This window comes from Haloarcula sp. S1AR25-4 (assembly GCF_031624555.1).
Taxonomy (GTDB): Archaea; Halobacteriota; Halobacteria; order Halobacteriales; family Haloarculaceae; genus Haloarcula; species Haloarcula pellucida.
On record NZ_JAMQOR010000004.1, the window covers coordinates 332,132 to 348,965 of the forward strand.

Genomic DNA, 16,834 nt, shown 5'->3' on the forward strand with positions numbered 1-16,834 from the left:
GGATTTATGACTATGCCTTCTACATACGTACTTGCCATTTGGCAAGTAACTTCCGGAGTAAAATACTATGACATGTCGAGTATGGAGAACCGAAAGTCGCATCGTCCAGTCAAGAACCAATATTACGAACGGGGGTGGGAACTTGTGACTACTATCTCTGAAAACGACGACGTAGTAACTCTGATTAACGTTTTCACTGTGGAACCAAGCGATCAGCAGCGACTTGTCGACTTGCTGGTGACCGCCACCGAGGAGGTAATGCGGCACCGACCTGGCTTCATATCGGCAAACATTCACGCCAGCTTCGACGGCAAACGCGTAGTCAACTACGCCCAGTGGGAGAGTCGGGAGGACTTCGAGGCCATCTTCGAAGACGATGATGTCGAGTCACATATGACCGAGATCCAGGCCATCGCAGACGCGGATTACCACCTGTACGAAGTCAACCAGATAGAGTCATCGTGAATTCCTGATTTAATTCACATATTAGTACTGATGATGAGGGAGCTTCACAGTTGGGAGCATGAGACAGCACTCCTCAAGTACCTCGAAAACCATCCCGACCTCTGTGAGCGTCTCGAATTGGGTACTATCCCCGATCAATCGACACTCTGGCGCAGTTGGCACATGCGCTTCAGTAGTGTTACGCGAGAACCTCGCTGCTAACGAGGGTGCTCGCAGTTTCGTCCACGAGTCAACACGGAAGCGAACACCACTTGGACACGCCCATCGCGAGCACATTCGAGACCTTTCGATACCGGTAATTCGAGAGATGTACCGACAGGCAATCCGGCGCCTCATCGACGAGGTCGCCGAGACGGAGGAGTTCTTCCGCGCAGGCATCGTCGCTATCGATATCACTGAGGCCGACCCCTGTACCGGCGACCGCACGGGCCACGAGGACGAAATAATCGGGACGAAAGAGAGGAACGACGAGTACGCCTACCAGTGGGCGACGGTCCAGCTGGTCGGTAACGCTGTCCCACTCGTCCTCGATGCCCGCCCGGTACGGAAAGGCGAGTCGCGCAAGGAGATCGTCGAGGACTTGCTAGATTCGGCTGAAGAACTCGTTCACGTCGATAACGTCCTGGTGGACCGGGAGTTCGATCGCCAGCACGTTCTGGAGATGATCAGCCGACGTGGGCTGTCGTACGTCGTGCCGAAGCGGATGCAGACCAGCGAGAAAGCGCAGGCGAAGCGGTTGCTCTAGCGCGGTCAAGAACGGTACGAGACTGACCGCAAACTACATCTCGGGAAGAACGAGTGGCACGAAAAGACGCTGATCTACCGACGCAAAGGGAACTCTGAACACGACGATCATCGGCAGTACTCGGTGTTCATGACGAATGGAGCCAGTGGACACCCCGCGGAGTACGGCTACCGGTGGGAAATCGAGAGTGGCTACAGGTCGAGTTGACCGGTGAATACGAACACGCACCGATGGTGACGGCCGATAATACGCTCACGCTGTTGAAGAAGGAGACCGGATCGGGTAGTACGGTGCTCTACCCGTGATAGAGCGGTGTCTAAGTGGCAACGCTACCGAAAGTTGCAGAAAATCGCTCATATAGTAGGAGCTTCAACAAGAATGGTCGTTTGGAGAGCAACCTGAATCAGTTTCCACCCACCGATTCGGCCGAAGTCACGCACCACAGCCCCGCTAAACCCGATGTAGTCTCAGCCCTCATGCGATCTGAAGGGTAGAACGCCGACCCGCTGGTATCCGGTCCACAGTACCGCCCGATGACGTAGGCGACCGCCTCGGCCTCGACTTCGCGTTTCGCCCGCTCGGTGTCGTCGACGTCGAAGTGGAGCAGGGCGTGCGCGAACTTGGTACGGTGAATTTCGAGAACTCGTTTTGATGTGTGCAGTTTACAACATCAAGCAGGCTGTGAACCAATGAAATCACGCTACATCTGGCGATTCACCACGGCCATTCGTTTTAATCGGCATCCCGACAGCAGTACTCGGTGGCGCAATTATCGTCATAGTCGACCGGCATTGGAACGCAATTGAAGAATTCACACCCACTGCCCGTAGCACACAGGCTATCGCACTGTTCCGTCTTGGTAGTCGCCTGCTCATTTTTGGTTCTCTATTCGCCTATTTTGGAGAACCAAAGGGCCTTTATCAACTATTTCGAGACCCAACCACTATTTTGAGGACCAGCTTCATCGTGGGACTCGTGACTGGAATTGGACTCGGTAGCGGAACAGTTGTCCTCCTCAACCGTCAACCTGTCCTGCAGAAGATGGCAGCCTCCCCCGTTGGTACTATCGCGAGGGTTGGAACTACATTTGGTCTCTTTCTCGGACTCGTGATTGTTGCTCCCGGGGTCGGCATTGTCTTCATAACTGGATTTCTTCTCGGTCGCCTCTGGACAATCGCAGTCTACAGGAACGAGTAGATACTATCGGTTGGGCTCTCAATGACGATCGGGACGATGAGGCCCAACCATAGGTCCCAGCGGCTATTGTGCTCTGGACCACTTGAACACGTTACGTGTGATATATACGCCAACAACAGCTTGAATCAGGCCGGCAACAAGAAACGAGATGTCAACGACGGAGGGTCGCGTTCCCTGTGTCAAGAATGGTGGTGGTGATTGAGAAAGCTGGTATGTCATGATCAATAGCCCTACCGTGAACGCAAAAATCAAGAATGCCGCTCCGAACCCGAGTAGCTGTATTACCGATGAATTTGATTGCTTCATTACGCCCGTTCTTTTCACCCTTCTGAGTATGTGTTTTTGTCTGACCCCGACACGGGCGCTCTATCCCGACCCCCGAAACTATGCTAATATTCTATCGGCAGAGTCAAAAATCAATAGAGATTGCAGACTCTTCACCTAGTTGGGCTGTGTTCAGACACCGGAACCTATACCGGCCGCGCCGGCAATCAATTCAAGTACAGTGATCAATAACGCAACTAGAGTGAGAACGATAATTGCTCCAAAGACCTCAAATGCGTTGTGGCTCTGAAGTTGAGACTACAGTGGGTATAGCGGGGCTGTAATGCGCGATTTCCGACGAATCAGCGACGAGAAACTGCTTCAAATCGACTCTCGAACGCACCTTCCTGTCGTACTATCAACTATATCTGTGACTTTCGGAGATTACCGGCAGCGTTGCCACTCAGAAAATCGGCATTAGCCCGGCCTGAGCGGCTATCTACCCGACTCCGGTCTCCTTCTTCAGCGGTGTGAGCGTATTGTCGGCCGTCACAATCGGTGCGTGCTCGTACTCACCAGTCAACTTGACCTGCACGAGCAAGTCTACAGCTCGCCAGATCGAGTACAACAAACAGGCGAATGTGAAGTAGAAGAACCGTAGCCCGAATTCATTCTCGCAGTCGCGTTATTCAATAGGTTCGCGTGCTAGTATGGCGGCATCTCATTTGAGCGGCTTATGAGTTCATCCAAGAAAGATCTATGTCGGCGGTGAATTTGGAGAATACACTCTATAGGGACTTCTAAGCTGGTCTGAAGTAGCCAGGAATGGTTTTTGCACGGAGAATATAAGTACCGGTTAATCTCAGTGAAAGAAATCGATTTGCAATAGCTGTTTTACTCCTTCATGGATACTGAGAATATGGGAGTGAGAATCGTACTTACAGTTGTCCTGTACGTACTAGCCTTGGCTATGGGGAGCTATCTCCTAGTAAGCGATCCGACCAGTCCGGCGCCGGTAATACCGGTAGTTGTGGGCGGGTGTTTGATCGGACACGCCCTCTTCACCAGTCAACTGGATCGAATGGGACGTGCGCTCATCGGGTTCTTCGCCGCGGAATTCCTCCTCGCAATACTGTTCGGTGCCGGCGCTGTACTCGAGTTTTCGATCCCGGTTCCCAGTGGGACCGACTACATGATTGTTGGCTGTCTCATGATAGTCCTCACCGTATCGTATTTCCGATTCCATGGGGAGCGGTTTGTTTCGGAAGTGTGAGGCGGGTTCCTGATACGTTTCGAGTGTCCGGTAACTGTCGCCCGTGATCTCCCGATAGATGAACAGGCGGACCACCCCCTGGAACGAATCGGGTGCCGGGTGCCAGTTCGGATAGCCGCCTTCGAGATGCTCCGTGTAAATGGTGGCCTCGCTCACCGCAGCCCAGAGACACACTCCATCTCGCAACGTTTTGCTGACCTCGATTCCGGTCTTGTAGGCGTCGGTCATCCGGCAGGCACGGTCCGAGAGCGGGTCCAACGTATCTGGCATCGATTTTCGGTTGCACCGGCGGAACAGAAGTGGCCGCGGTCTCGTCTGTACCATCATCGTTCGTCGATAGAGATGTTCGGTGGAGGGTTCGCAGGCCAGCGCCAGACCACCTGATCGATCTCTTCCGCGAAGGCACGCACGAGGTGGCAGTGGCGTGCCTCGACGGCGCGGCTGATGCTGAGGCCCGTAAGCCTACACTACAGGCGGTCCGAAACGTAGTCCAAGAGCGACCGAAGATCTTCGAGGAACTCACTACTCCCCTTTCGATGTTCCTGGCCGACGAGGACCGCGCGGTCAGGCTGACGACCGCGAAACGGTTCGTCACGCTGGCTCAGTCGGAACTGGCGGCCGTCTTGCCCGCTGTCGACACGCTCGCCGACCGCCTGGCCGACGACGGGGAGTGTCCGCACTGCGGGCTCACGCTCCCTGACAGAGTCCGATTATCCACGCTGTGAAGCCCCCTGCTGATGGATTCGGTTGGCCTAAAATTCGGAACTGTTTTGTATCTTTAGGCTGGCCTAAAACGTATGGCGGACGAATCCAGAGAACACGAGGCACCGACGCGGCGTGACTACATAAAGTATGGCGGCGCAGTCATCGGTGGAGGGCTACTCGCCGGCTGTACTGGTGACAGCGACGGTGGCTCTGGGGCGGACAGCTCGACAGAGACGACAACGGAGGCTACAGCTGGTACGACGGAGACCACGACGACCGAAGACAACGCCTACTCAGTGACGATTGAGCCGGCAGGCGAGATATCGTTCGACGCGGTCCCGGAAACGTGGGTCGCCGAGAACGCGAGCTGGGGCGATATGGGTGTCGCCCTCGGGTTGGACAAGCCAAGCGCCGTCGTTCTCACCGGCGAGTACCGAACGTGGCACTACGAGGATATCCCCGGCCTCACGACGAGCAAAGGGGACATGGTCTCCCTCTGGCAGGACGGCATCTCGAAGGAACTCTTCCTGGAGATCGATGCGGGGGTCCACTTCATCGATCCGAACTATATGATCAACCTCATTCCGAACTGGGAGCGTTCGGACGTCGACGAGATGAGCGAGCGGGTCGCGCCGTTCTGCGGGAACACGAGCTTCTCAGCCTACCCCTGGCACGAGAGCTATCCGTACTACTCACTGTACGAGGCGACCGAGAAGGTCGCCGAGGTGTTCCAACGAACGGACCGTTTCGAGGCGCTCCGAACGCTTCACGACGAGACCATCTCAGGTATACAAGACCGACTGCCACCCGAGAGCGATCGTCCGGAAATCGGGCTGCTGTCCCCTGGCTCGACCGAGCCAGATAAGTTTTATCCGTATCGAATCGGTGACATGACGGCATACAAACACTGGCACGACCTCGGGGTGAGCGACGCCTTCGAGGGCTCGAATATCAAGAGTTTCACGTCGGATCGCGGCTCGATCGACTACGAACCGCTTCTGGAGATCGACCCGGAAGTCCTGATGTTCTACACCGACAAGCACTGGACGCGCTCGGATTTCCGCGACACGTATCTCGCGTTCTTACAGGACCACGACACGGCAAGCCAACTCACGGCGGTCCAGAATGGCGATGTCTACCCAGCGGGGGGGATGTATCAGGGCCCGATTATCAACCTCTCGAAGACTGAGCGCGCCGCAAAACAACTATTCCCCGACGAATTCGCCCGAGACGAACGACTCTACGATCGTCAGCGCATAGCGGACATCCGAAGCGGCAACGTCTAACAATGGAGTACACCTCGCTCGGAAACACCGGGCTCTCCGTGAGCCGTATCTGTCTCGGCTGCCTGGGATTCGGCGGCGGGAAGGAGTGGATGCTCGACGCCGACGAGAGCCAGGCGATCATCGACCGGGCAATCGACCTCGGGATCAACTTCTTCGACACCGCCAACGTCTACTCGGACGGCGGTAGCGAGGAGACACTGGGAGAAGCTATCAGCGACTATGACCGCGATAGTCTGGTAATCGCAACGAAGGTATTCGGCGAGATGGATGAGTCGAACCCGAATGCACGCGGACTCTCGCGTAAGGCTATTGAACAGGAGCTCGAAAATAGCTTAGACCGTCTTGGAGTTGACACGATTGACCTGTACCAGACCCACCGGTGGGACGACGAGGCGCCGATCGAGGAGACGCTCCGGACGTTCGACGACGCCGTCCATCGTGGTTCGATCCGCTACGTCGGCGCCAGTACGACGCTGGCTTACCAACTCGCCGAAGCACGCCGGTTGAGCGAGGACCGTGGGCTCGAGCCGTTCGTCTCGATGCAGAACCACTACAACCTCCTATACCGGGAGGAAGAACGCGAGATGCTCCCGTACTGTCGCGAGAACGGCGTAGGGGTGCTTCCGTGGAGTCCACTAGCGAAGGGGTATCTGGCGAGACCCCACGAAGAGCTGACCGATACTGCGAGAGGGCAACAGAACGATTACACCGACCTGTATCCGTATCTGGAGGGTAACGGCCGCGAAATAAACGAGCGGGTCCAAGAGATCGCTGCCGAAAAGGGCGTGACAATGGCACAAATAGCGCTCGCTTGGCTCCTCCAGAAAGACGTCGTCGACGCGCCTGTCGTCGGTACGACGAGCGTCGAACATCTGGAGGAGGCCGTCGAGGCGTTGGAGATTTCGCTGTCGGACTCTGACGTTGCGTACCTCGAAGAGCCCTACGAGCCACTTCGGCACACGCTCTGACATCTGGGTGCGTCTTTTCGATCGCGGTGTGAGGGTGTCCGGGGTCGTCATACTGGTGGCTGTAACAAACTGCAGTAATTCGCCACCCCGGGGTGGCGAATATCTTTGCGAACTTACAGCCACCAGTATCAGTCGTCCACGGTGTGGTCGACTTCGTCCGGGTCGGACGACGCTCGGCCCGGCGCGTCGCTGACGAACGACGTGGGCGAGAAGTCCCGAGATACCGTGTCCTCGTCGAGGCGTTCGCGCGGTCGGTCCGCCGCGAGGAGCCGCTCCAGTTCTTCGGTCACTTGATGGTGATTGTGACCGAGTGCGAGGGTCCCCGCGCCAGCGAGGCAGTCCAGGTACCGTTGCCGTCGGCGTCGGCGACATCGAGCCCCTGTGCGTGTGCGATCGCGAACGGGAGTGAGCGGGGATACGTCCGTACACTCGATTCCCTGGCGCTCTGGCTCGCCCGCAATTGGCGTCTCAGCCACTCGTCACGTCCGGGATCTCGTCGTACGTGGTGTAGAGACCGGCCATGACCGCGGTGGCGGCGACGACCGGAACGAACGCCGTTAGTCGGTACAGGGACGGGAACCCGATGAGTCCCGCGAGCGGGAGCGAGACGAGTAGCCCGACCGAGGCGCCCAAGTCACCCAACGCGTTGTAGGTCCCCGTAGCACGACCCATCCGGCTGTCGGCCGTCAGGTCGCCGAGGAGCGAAACGAGCGGGCCTCCGACCCCACCCTGTCCGGCCCCCAACAAGAGGACGGCCGTGAGGAGGACCGGGAACGTCGTTCCCACTGCCAGGAGTACCATTCCCGCGGACAGCCCACCGAAGCAAGCCAGTATCACGGGAAGTCGGTGTCCCATAACATCGCTCACCTTCCCACCGGCTACCGAGAACACCGAACCGGTGAGAACGCTGGCGCCGATGAGTACGCCGGAGGTGCCCTGCGCCCCGACGGCGACGCCGCCCGCCGGGACGGTATCGAGAAACGAGACGAGCGTCGCGAACACGACGCCGTTATAGGTCAAAAGGAGCGCGAAGTTGGCGCCGCCGGTGATCAGTGCGGGTGAGCTGAAATCCAGATCGCGGAGTCCGACACCGCCCGACCGGTCGGCGGCGTGCGTCTCGGGAACCGCAAGGTACGTGACGCAACAGGCCACAACCGACAGACCGGTCGCGGTTGCGAACGCCGCGTTGGCGCTGTACACCTCACCGATGATCCCACCGATAGCCATGCCAGCGGGGAATCCGAGCGACGTCCCGCCGCGGACGATACTCATTGTCCGACCTCTCGATTCGGGCTCGCAGACATCGGCCGCGATGGTGTACGCGGTCGCCAAGACGAACGCGCTCCCGAGTCCCCATAGCACGCGCGCGCCGAGGAACCACGCCGCCGGCACGGCGCTCCGGAGGGCGACCAGATAGCCGACGGTCGCGACGGTTTCTAAGACGACGCCGGCGACAAACGGGGTCCGCGTACCGACGCGGTCCACGACAGTCCCCACAGGAGCGTTCGCGAGGAGTCTGACGACCCGGTTCGCGCTCAGGATGACCCCGACGACGACAGGCGCGATGCCGACGACCGCGCCGAGATTGGGCAGGATGGGGAAGATGACCCCGCCCCCGAACCCGAGAAAGAACGTGCTGACGAGGACCGCTACAACGGCGGGCTGAACCCCCAGCACGCCGAGTCGCCGCGTCGTCATCAGTAGACGCTCCGGAGCCGCTCTCGCTCCCAGGAGACCGCGCTATCGGTGAACTGCGCCCAGTGGCTCCGCTTGACATCGAGGTACGTCTCGAACAGCGTCGACCCCATCGCCTCGCGCATGACGCTGTTGTCCGCGAGCGCGTCGAGGGCAACCCCCAGTGTCCGGGGGAGCCGCTCGACGTCGCGGGCCTCACACTCGGTCTCCGAGAGCGTTCCCGGGTCGACCGAAACCGGCTTCGGCGGGTCGAGTGCGCGCTCGATACCGTCGTATCCGGCGGCGAGTAGACCCAAGAGAGCGATATACGGGTTCGCCGTGCAGTCGGCGGCTCGAAACTCGACCCGGGTCGCCGTCGCCGGGTCCGACTGACCGACCGCCGGCACCCGGACCAGCGCTTCGCGGTTCCCGTGCCCCCAGCAGCGAAATGCGGTCGCACCGAGTTGGGGGCGCAGTCGGGTGTACGAGTTGGCCGTCGGCGCCGTCAGCGCGACGAGCGCGTCAGCGTGGTCGAGAACGCCAGCGACGAACTGTCGCGCCGTCCGGCTCAGGCGGTCGCCCTCGGCGTCGTGGAACCGGTTGTCGTCGTCCCACAGCGACAGGTGAATGTGACACCCGTTCGTTGAGTGGTCGAACGGTTTGGGTAGAAACGTCGCTTCGTACCCGTGCTCGTGCGCGACGCTCTCGACCGTCTCGCGAAAGAGGACGTGCTCGTCGGCCGAGCGCACCCCCGGGGCGTGTCCAGTGACGATCTCGTGTTTCCCGGCGGCGTACTCGGGATAGTACTTCTCGACCGGCACCTCTTGGGCCTTCAGCGCGTCCGTCATCGCCAAGATTACCTCGTGGGTTTCGCGGGTGCTCTCGGTCACGTAGGCACCGCGTTCGTCGACCCTGCGAACGGACCCGTCGGCGTCACGCTCGAACAGGTGAAACTCGCTCTCGAACGCCACCTCCGGGGCGAACCCCGCGTCTCGCATCTCGTCGACGAACGACCGCAGCGACGATCGCGGGTCAACGGCCCACGGCTCGCCGTCGACGGTCTCGATGTCACAGAGCATCGCACCGGCTCGTTCGGCGTAGGGAACCTCTCGAAACGTATCCGGGTCGGGACAGAGCCGTACCTCCCCGGCGGCGTCGAAACGCCCGCTTTTGTCGCGGATTCCGAGCGCGTTGTACGTCTGGACGAGCTGCGAGAGCATCACTCCGTCCGCAACGGCGGACTCCACCTTCGAGGCATCGACCGCGTGTGTCCGCACGACCCCGCTCTGGGTGACGAATAGCAGTCGCACTATAGCGCAGTTCCCATTCCGACACCGTTCGACCGCCGTGTGTTCTGTCGTCATCGGTAGTTCCGTACCCACCATTATTTTAGGCTTGCCTAAACATTAACGGAGTACCGTCGGAACCGCAAAACGGCGCCGGTCCAAATTGGCTCCGGACCGAGGGTACGGCGTCCACGGTTACTTCGTAAACGGAAACGCTTATAAAATTTTAGGCCGGCCTAAAAAATATGCGTAGACAGATCGATCTGTCGGTTGCACAGTGGCAGAACCGAGTTCTCGCAATCGAGAGAGGCCAGCAATGAATGGCGTCGAGACCCTTCAGGCGTCACTGCGGGCGGACGTCTGGACGACAGTCAACCGGGAATTGTTCCGAGAGGTGTTGGCGGAGTTCATGTACGAAGAACTAATCACACCGACGCCGACGGAGACCGTGCGAGTGCCCGGTGCAGCGGGCGACGACGCTCGGTGGACGCGATACGTACTCGCTCTGACAGACGGCCTCGAGTACCGCTTCGACGCACAGGAGCGACCGCTCGACAGCTACCGAATCCGAGCGGGTTCGATCGAGCGTCGAGAGCGTGGGGGCGAGTGGAAACCGGCTACCGACCCAGTCGCGTTCGTCCTCGATGCGCGCGAGTACATCGGGATCGATCCGACGACGGCGGCCCATCTGGTCCGAGAGTACAACAACACGCTCGTCGCCGACGCGCACATTCGGGCACGGAAGGAAGACCGCGAGGGCTCGCTGCTAGACCTTCCCTACGCCGGGATCGAGGGCGAGATGGAGGGTCACCCGTGGTTCACGTACAACAAGGGGCGCGTCGGCTTCGGATACGACGACTATCGCCAGTACGCACCCGAATCGAAGCGTCGGCAGGGGCTCTCGTGGATCGCGGCGAGACGGAACAGAGCGACGTTCGCGGCGGTCGATGGGCTCGACCACGCCGGCCTCATCGACGAGGAACTCGGTGACGCCGCCGAAGCGTTCCGGGCAACTCTCGAAGATGACGGTCTCGATCCGGCGAACTACTACTTCTTGCCGGTTCACGACTGGCAGTGGTCCGACAATATCGTCCAACTGTTCGCCGAAGACATCGCCACCGACGCCATCGTGCCGCTCGGTGAGGCACCGGACGAATACCTCCCGCAGCAGTCGATCCGGACCTTCTCGAACGTCTCGAACCCCGAGAAGCGTCACGTCAAGCTCCCCGTTCGCGTGCTGAACACGAACGTCTACCGCGGTATCCTCGGCGAACAAGCGGAGGCCGCCCCTCGCGTCACCGAGTTCATCAAGTCCATCAGAGACGGGGACGCGTTCTTGCGTGACGAGCGGCGACTCCTCCTGCCCGGTGAAGTCGCCAGTGTCAACTACGAGCACTCGAAGTTCTCCCGGTTCGACGAGGCGCCGTACCAGTTCCACGAGCTGCTGGGTTGTGTCTGGCGCGAGAGCGTCGTGTCGCTCATCGACAGCGGCGAGCGACCGCTTACGCTGGCGGCGCTGCTCCACGAGGACTTCGACGGGACGCCGGTGGTCTCAAAACTGGCCGACCGTACCGGGCTATCGCTGGAGGCGTGGCTCGACGAACTGTTCGAGGTGCTACTCGAGCCGCTGTTGCACTTCCTCTACAAGTACGGCACGGTGTTTATGCCACACGGGACGAACGTCGTCTTGATCCTCGAAGAGGGGGTCCCTTCGCGCATCGCGGTCAAGGACTTCGTCGACGAGGTCGCTATCACTGACCGCGAACTCCCAGAACTCAACGAGGTGCTTCCGGCGGACCTGCGGGACGACAAGCGGTACAAGCACCACATCCTCCACCAGATTGCGCCTGAGCCGCTTTGTCAGCACATCTTCGGCACGCTGTGCGTCGGCGTGTTCCGATACGTCGCAGACCTCCTGGCACGTCACTGCGGCTACGATGAGGAGACGTTCTGGGCGCAGGTGCGGACGGCGCTCAACACGTATCAGGCGCAGTTTCCAGAACTCGAAGACCGCTTCGAGCTTTTCGACCTCACTAGGCCCCGATTCACGAAGCACTGCCTGAACCGCAACCGCATCGTCGACTACGGCTACGACGACTTCAGTACGCGTCCGAAGGTCCGCGGCCACGGGACCGTCTCGAATCCGCTGGCTGAGAACCGATTGGTGGACACTAGTCAGTGAGAACGCAGCGCGCACGAGGGTGACTCAGCACTCCGTGAGAAAGCTGAAGTTGAACGTCGAGCCGACGCACAAACAGAGGGCTACTTGATCACGCCGCCGACGAGTTGATTTACAAACTCGCCCGTGAACTTGACGCCGCAGACGCGAATCAGTAGTTCAAGAAGTGAACTCTGGTAAGTCGAATTTATACTCGTGAGGTCCGTTCTTGGATAGAAGCCACACATCATGTTTAGCCTCCGAGGTCGTGATACGTTGAGACTGGCCGTCTCAATGCATATGCTGTGGGCCTTCGTAGTTTCGTTTAGTGGGTCCCGTTAGATCGACTTCCCATGACTGGATGGTGTCTCGGACTACTGTACTTTGATGCTGGCAGCGCGACGCAGTAGACGGATTGCGATCGAACCTAATAGAACGTTGAATCCAACGAGAATGACTACTGCGGGCACGACCGTGTTCCAGATTCCACCGAATGCCGTCATCTCGAAGACCGTCATCACGTCCTGTCCCAGCATGATAGCACGGACGCTGTCGACACCGTACGTGATGGGGTTGAACACGGCGACAGTCCTGATCCATCCCGGGAGTACGCTGAGGGGGAGGAAGGCGCTCGAAACGAATACCAGCGGGAACGTGAGCAGGTTCGCGAACATGATTGTCGCCTCCTGATCACGGGAAACTAAGGCAACGATGTTCGAGTACGCTATGAACACGCCGCCGAAGATCACTGTGACGAGAACGACGCCAACGATACCAGCGGCGCCCGTACGGAGGTACTGATCGAACGCTGCGCCGTTTTTCAGAACCAATAGGAGATATCCAAGGAGGAGAACGATCACCGTCTGGACGACGATTCGAGCCACTTCGGACAGGACTTTGCCGAAGAACATGGCCGACCGGTTCATCGGTGAGACGAGCATCTTCTCGAACATCCCCTCCTCCATGTCGTCTACGAGTCCGATGCCGGAGGTGGCTGCCGAGGAGAGTGTCGACATGATGATGATAGCTGGCGACAGATACGTGACGTAGCTGATGTCGGGGCCGAGCGCCGCCGAGAGCGCGCTGCCGGCGATCGCACCGAATACCTCGACGAACAAGACGAAGAAGATGATCGGTTGTACCAGTGACGTGAATATGACGTAGGGATTGCGCAAATTCTTGACCAGCCACCGCTTGAAACTGATGCGAATGTCAGCAGCTACGCTGTTGCCTGAGGCTTCCTGTGCGGTGTCGTCCACGACGGGGCCTTTGTCGGTCGAGTGACTGCTCATGTCGACACCTCCTGAGCGGAGAGCGACGCCATACCTGTGTCTGCCCTGCCAGCGGTGTCGGACGAGCCGTCCGTCAGCGCGAGGAAGACATCGTCGAGCGTGGGCGAGCGAACGTCGAAGTCGCTGACCGAAACGCCTGTGCCATCGAGGGCGGCGAAAAGATCACTCGCAGCCTCGCGGGCACGCGCCGATCTGACGGTGAATCCGTCCTCGGTCGTTCGTATCGTCGGCTCGTCGAGTGTTCCGATGCGACGAACGGCCTGCACGGCGCGCTCGATTCGTTCTTCGACGGGATTCTCGAGCGTTATCTCGAAGATATCTGTCCCAAATTCGGACTTGAGTGTCCCCGGCGATCCGGTTGCGATGATCTGCCCGTCTTGGAGCAGGGAGAGTCGGTCACACAGTTGGTCGGCTTCTTCTAGGTACTGCGTCGTCAGAAACACTGTCGTCCCTTGCTCGTTGATCCGTTCGAAGTAGTTCCAGAGGCGCAATCGCGCTTCTGGATCGAGACCGGTCGTTGGCTCGTCGAGAAAGACCACTGGCGGGCGATGCACCAGAACACTCGCGGCGTCCAATCGCTTTTTCATCCCGCCGGAGAACTTCTCCGACCGGGTGTCAGCGACGTCCTGCAGATCCACCAGATCGAGCAGCGCCTCGATGCGATCCTCACGCTGATCTACCGGGACGCCGTACAGTTTACAGGCCAGCTGGAGGTTCTCTCGCGGCGTCAGCTCTCTGTCGATACTCGTTTCCTGGGCCATGTACCCGATAGAATGCCGGACCTTCTCTGGCTCCGTCACGGTGTCATAGCCATTGATTCGTACCGACCCTTCCGTCGGATGTAGGAGTGTGACGAGCGATTTAATAGTGGTCGTCTTTCCGGCTCCGTTCGGCCCGAGGAAACCGAAGAACTCGCCTTTCTCGATGCGTAAGGAGACGCCACGAACTGCCTCGGTTCCGTCTTCGTAAGTGACGGTGACGTTCTGCGCGTCAATCGCGAGGTCTGTTTCCTGAGACTGGTTGGCGGCATTCTGTTGAGAGTATGTTTGTCGGCTCGTCATCGCACTGAATCGTTTGCGCCGGGACTGGGTAGCGCCTTCTCGAATTGGCGGTGCTCTTTATAACCCCGCCCTCGCAGCGGGTATCGATGAATTTCTCAACCGCCACCCCCATTATCGTTAATAGAAACCTGTTGGTATGAGACTTGTCGCTGAATTCAAGATCTATTGCGATTCGCTCCCGCTCGTCGACGTAGTCGCAGCAGTACCCGACGCAAGGGTACTTCTCGATCTCCAATACAACCACGGGAAGCGACCATTGTTCCTCATCACTGTGAATGGCGGATCTGAACAAACACTCGAGACTGCACTCACTGATGCGTATGACGTAGGGGGCTGGACTCAAATCGGACAGGCCGGTGATACCCGCCGGTATCAAATCCAACCGGCGCTCAGTTTCGAAGAGCAACTCGGAGACGATATCGACGATCTCGCTGGACTCGAGGAGCTGGCCACAGCAGATGCGTTTATCGACCGGATTACGGTCGAACCGGATGGCTGGCGACAAACGGGCTGGTTCGCCGACCGAGAAGAGTTCAGCAAATTCTCGTCGTTCTGGCAGCACAATGCTGACTTTCGACTCGACCGTCTCAATCGGGTCGAGACGCCAGAACCGCCAGGAGAAGGGCTAACTAATCGGCAATACGAGGCCCTCCGGATCGCTTACGAGCGGGGGTATTTCGAGATTCCGAGACAGGTCTCACTCGAGGCGATCGCTACGGAGTTAGATATCACTGCCTCGTCGGTAACAGAGCGGTTGCGCCGTGCTCAAACACAACTCATAGAGGAAACAGTAGCGACGACGTGGCCGACGCTCCCTGAGTCTCCCCAATAGCAACGGGAGTGCTGTCTGAAGAAGCAGCGGCTGAACTCTCGTGAGGGCGCACAGAGGAGTTACCGGATATTCTCCGATACTGTGCGACCGAACCGATAGGTGGTAATTGCATAGAAAATCCAACCGAGCGGCATATGACCCCGCGACTGTTCGGTCGTCCGTATTTTGAACCCCTCCCGCGTCCGGCCGCAAATTAGGCCGGATAGCTGCAGCACCCGGGTCGCTTCGCTACGGACTCCGTAGTTGCAACGTCGCCTTACCGATCATCCACGCAAATGTCGCCACTACTTCGGAGGTTGGTACACGAAGAGCCAGAACTGACGTGAATCGAAGGTGTGTCAGAGACAATCGGCGGTCACTGAGTCCACGATCGGCGGCGTTCGACAGCTCACAGTGTTTGAGATCGAGTAAGCCCTTTCAATTCGTAAGCGCGGGCATGGTCGCATCCTCGACAGGAGTGTGTCTAGTCGATCTGTAGTTTCGAACTCTCTAGGTGGCGTGTGGAACACGCCACCGCCGACTGACCACTCGTTCTCGAACGTCTCGGCCGCGGCGTCGGCCAATTCACCCGCTTCGATATGCGAGCACATCTGTCCCGTCGACGACAGGCCCTGGTGTCTGAGTGTGCGTTGGGCGGCCTCGAAGACGTTTCGGTACAGGAACTCCCCGACGCCACGCCGGGCGCCGTGTGGGTGAGATAGTCATTCTCGCCGTCAGCGTCTGGGAAGGGTTTTTCGACGCGTTCGACCTCCCCACCGCATTCGAGAGACAGCCCCGAGACGAGCAGGGCGGACCGCTACAGGTCGTCCTCGATCTACAACCGTCACTCGAAATCGAACACGTCTCAGGCCGATTCCACCGGGGAAGCCCAGTCGACTGCGTTCCGAAGTATCTGTCTGACCTCGTCGTGATGGTAGATGGGATACTCCTCGTCGCCAGGTCGGAAATAGAAGATCTTCCCCGCGCCATGGCGGAAGCAGACGCCGCTCCGGAACACGTCACCACCTTCGAACCAACTCGTAAAGACGAGGCTGTCCGGTTCGGGAATGTCGAACGGTTCGCCGTACGTCGCCGCGTCGGGAATTTCGATGCACTCGTCTAATCCCCGCGCGATCGGGTGGCTCGGATCAACGGCCCAGAGGTACTCGCGACTCCCGTTGTTGTCCCACTTCGATTCGCCCGTCGTCCCGAGCAGTGACGAGAAGACGGGCGAGTCCTTGGCGGAGTGAAGAAGGATGATCCCCATCCCGTCGCGAACCCGTTCCTCGATACGATGCACCGTTTCGTCGGTAATCTCGTCGTGTGCCACGTGCTCCCACCAGATCAGGACATCGGTACGATCTATAGTAGCCATTGAAAATCAATGCACACCTGACCGCACGACGGCGGTGCGGTCAGTGTGTGAATCGTTTCAATTGTTACTATAGGAGAGATCGTGGAACCCCCTGCTCTTCCTGCAGAAGCGTGGTCGTCGTCACTTCGTAGTCGGCTGTTTCGAAGATGCTCGCGATCGTCCCGTGGATCCCATCGGGATACCGTTCTGCGACGGATTCGTCCTCGCGCTCGTACCTGTACTCGTTCCAAACTGTCACCGTCGTCGGTGTCTCCGTTCCAGGTTCGAAGGTCAT

At 59.0% G+C, this 16,834-nt stretch carries 12 protein-coding genes and 6 pseudogenes; 10 read left to right on the forward strand and 8 right to left on the reverse strand.

The features are described from left to right. The first annotated feature begins 81 nt into the window (after window positions 1-81). The 4 genes and pseudogenes from NDI85_RS18390 (at window position 82) to NDI85_RS18405 (ending at window position 2,407) form a co-directional block, all read left to right on the forward strand. Entirely contained in the window at window positions 82-465 is a 384-nt protein-coding gene (locus tag NDI85_RS18390; protein ID WP_310916588.1) for an antibiotic biosynthesis monooxygenase, read from the forward strand. A gap of 30 nt (window positions 466-495) precedes the next feature. Further along, window positions 496-1,515 (forward strand): annotated as a pseudogene (locus NDI85_RS18395) (transposase). Window positions 1,516-1,813: 298 nt separating this feature from the next. Then, a pseudogene (locus tag NDI85_RS18400) lies at window positions 1,814-1,903 on the forward strand (IS5/IS1182 family transposase); the annotation flags it as partial. 282 nt (window positions 1,904-2,185) lie between these two features. Then, complete coding sequence (locus tag NDI85_RS18405) at window positions 2,186-2,407, forward strand: hypothetical protein (RefSeq protein ID WP_310916589.1); 222 nt, start codon at window positions 2,186-2,188, stop codon at window positions 2,405-2,407. 763 nt (window positions 2,408-3,170) lie between these two features. On the opposite strand, the pseudogene NDI85_RS18410 reads toward NDI85_RS18405, so the two are convergent. Continuing rightward, window positions 3,171-3,341 (reverse strand): annotated as a pseudogene (locus tag NDI85_RS18410) (transposase); the annotation flags it as partial. 315 nt (window positions 3,342-3,656) lie between these two features. Further along, a complete protein-coding gene (locus NDI85_RS18415) occupies window positions 3,657-4,172 on the reverse strand; it encodes a hypothetical protein (RefSeq protein ID WP_310916590.1) in 516 nt (171 codons plus the stop codon). A gap of 191 nt (window positions 4,173-4,363) precedes the next feature. Between NDI85_RS18415 and NDI85_RS18420 the strand changes: the two genes are divergently transcribed. The 3 genes from NDI85_RS18420 (at window position 4,364) to NDI85_RS18430 (ending at window position 6,903) form a co-directional block, all read left to right on the forward strand. Continuing rightward, on the forward strand, window positions 4,364-4,669 hold the full coding sequence (locus tag NDI85_RS18420) for a hypothetical protein (RefSeq protein ID WP_310916591.1): 306 nt from the start codon (window positions 4,364-4,366) through the stop codon (window positions 4,667-4,669). 72 nt (window positions 4,670-4,741) lie between these two features. After that, window positions 4,742-5,935 carry an ABC transporter substrate-binding protein gene (locus NDI85_RS18425; protein ID WP_188997648.1) on the forward strand — a complete coding sequence of 398 codons (1,194 nt, stop codon included), beginning with the start codon at window positions 4,742-4,744 and terminating at the stop codon, window positions 5,933-5,935. A gap of 2 nt (window positions 5,936-5,937) precedes the next feature. Next, window positions 5,938-6,903, forward strand: coding sequence for an aldo/keto reductase (locus tag NDI85_RS18430; protein ID WP_188997650.1), 966 nt, complete (start codon window positions 5,938-5,940; stop codon window positions 6,901-6,903). 188 nt (window positions 6,904-7,091) lie between these two features. Here NDI85_RS18430 and NDI85_RS22355 read toward each other — a convergent pair. The 3 genes and pseudogenes from NDI85_RS22355 to glnA2 all read right to left on the reverse strand — a co-directional run. Then, a pseudogene (locus NDI85_RS22355) lies at window positions 7,092-7,375 on the reverse strand (aspartate aminotransferase family protein); the annotation flags it as partial. Further along, window positions 7,372-8,601, reverse strand: coding sequence for an MFS transporter (locus NDI85_RS18440; protein ID WP_188997653.1), 1,230 nt, complete (start codon window positions 8,599-8,601; stop codon window positions 7,372-7,374). The pseudogene NDI85_RS22355 and the gene NDI85_RS18440, both read right to left, overlap by 4 nt. After that, window positions 8,601-9,962, reverse strand: coding sequence for a gamma-glutamylputrescine synthetase (gene glnA2 / locus NDI85_RS18445; protein WP_310916593.1), 1,362 nt, complete (start codon window positions 9,960-9,962; stop codon window positions 8,601-8,603). Before glnA2 ends, NDI85_RS18440 begins: the two co-directional genes overlap by 1 nt. A gap of 217 nt (window positions 9,963-10,179) precedes the next feature. Between glnA2 and NDI85_RS18450 the strand changes: the two genes are divergently transcribed. After that, complete coding sequence (locus tag NDI85_RS18450) at window positions 10,180-12,045, forward strand: IucA/IucC family siderophore biosynthesis protein (RefSeq protein ID WP_310916594.1); 1,866 nt, start codon at window positions 10,180-10,182, stop codon at window positions 12,043-12,045. Window positions 12,046-12,395: 350 nt separating this feature from the next. Here NDI85_RS18450 and NDI85_RS18455 read toward each other — a convergent pair whose 3' ends face one another. After that, window positions 12,396-13,313 carry an ABC transporter permease gene (locus tag NDI85_RS18455; protein ID WP_310916595.1) on the reverse strand — a complete coding sequence of 306 codons (918 nt, stop codon included), beginning with the start codon at window positions 13,311-13,313 and terminating at the stop codon, window positions 12,396-12,398. Continuing rightward, window positions 13,310-14,374, reverse strand: coding sequence for an ABC transporter ATP-binding protein (locus NDI85_RS18460; protein WP_310916596.1), 1,065 nt, complete (start codon window positions 14,372-14,374; stop codon window positions 13,310-13,312). The genes NDI85_RS18455 and NDI85_RS18460 overlap by 4 nt, the downstream gene beginning before the upstream one ends. Before the next feature lie 136 nt (window positions 14,375-14,510). On the opposite strand from NDI85_RS18460, the gene NDI85_RS22360 reads away from it, so the two are divergent. After that, window positions 14,511-15,206 (forward strand): helix-turn-helix domain-containing protein, encoded by a 696-nt coding sequence (locus NDI85_RS22360; protein WP_396275592.1) that lies wholly within the window; start codon window positions 14,511-14,513, stop codon window positions 15,204-15,206. Window positions 15,207-15,918: 712 nt separating this feature from the next. Next, window positions 15,919-16,056: pseudogene (locus NDI85_RS18475) on the forward strand (RNA polymerase subunit sigma-70); the annotation flags it as partial. Here the strand turns inward: NDI85_RS18475 and NDI85_RS18480 are convergent. Next, window positions 16,051-16,834 (reverse strand): annotated as a pseudogene (locus tag NDI85_RS18480) (ThuA domain-containing protein). The pseudogenes NDI85_RS18475 and NDI85_RS18480 overlap by 6 nt on opposite strands.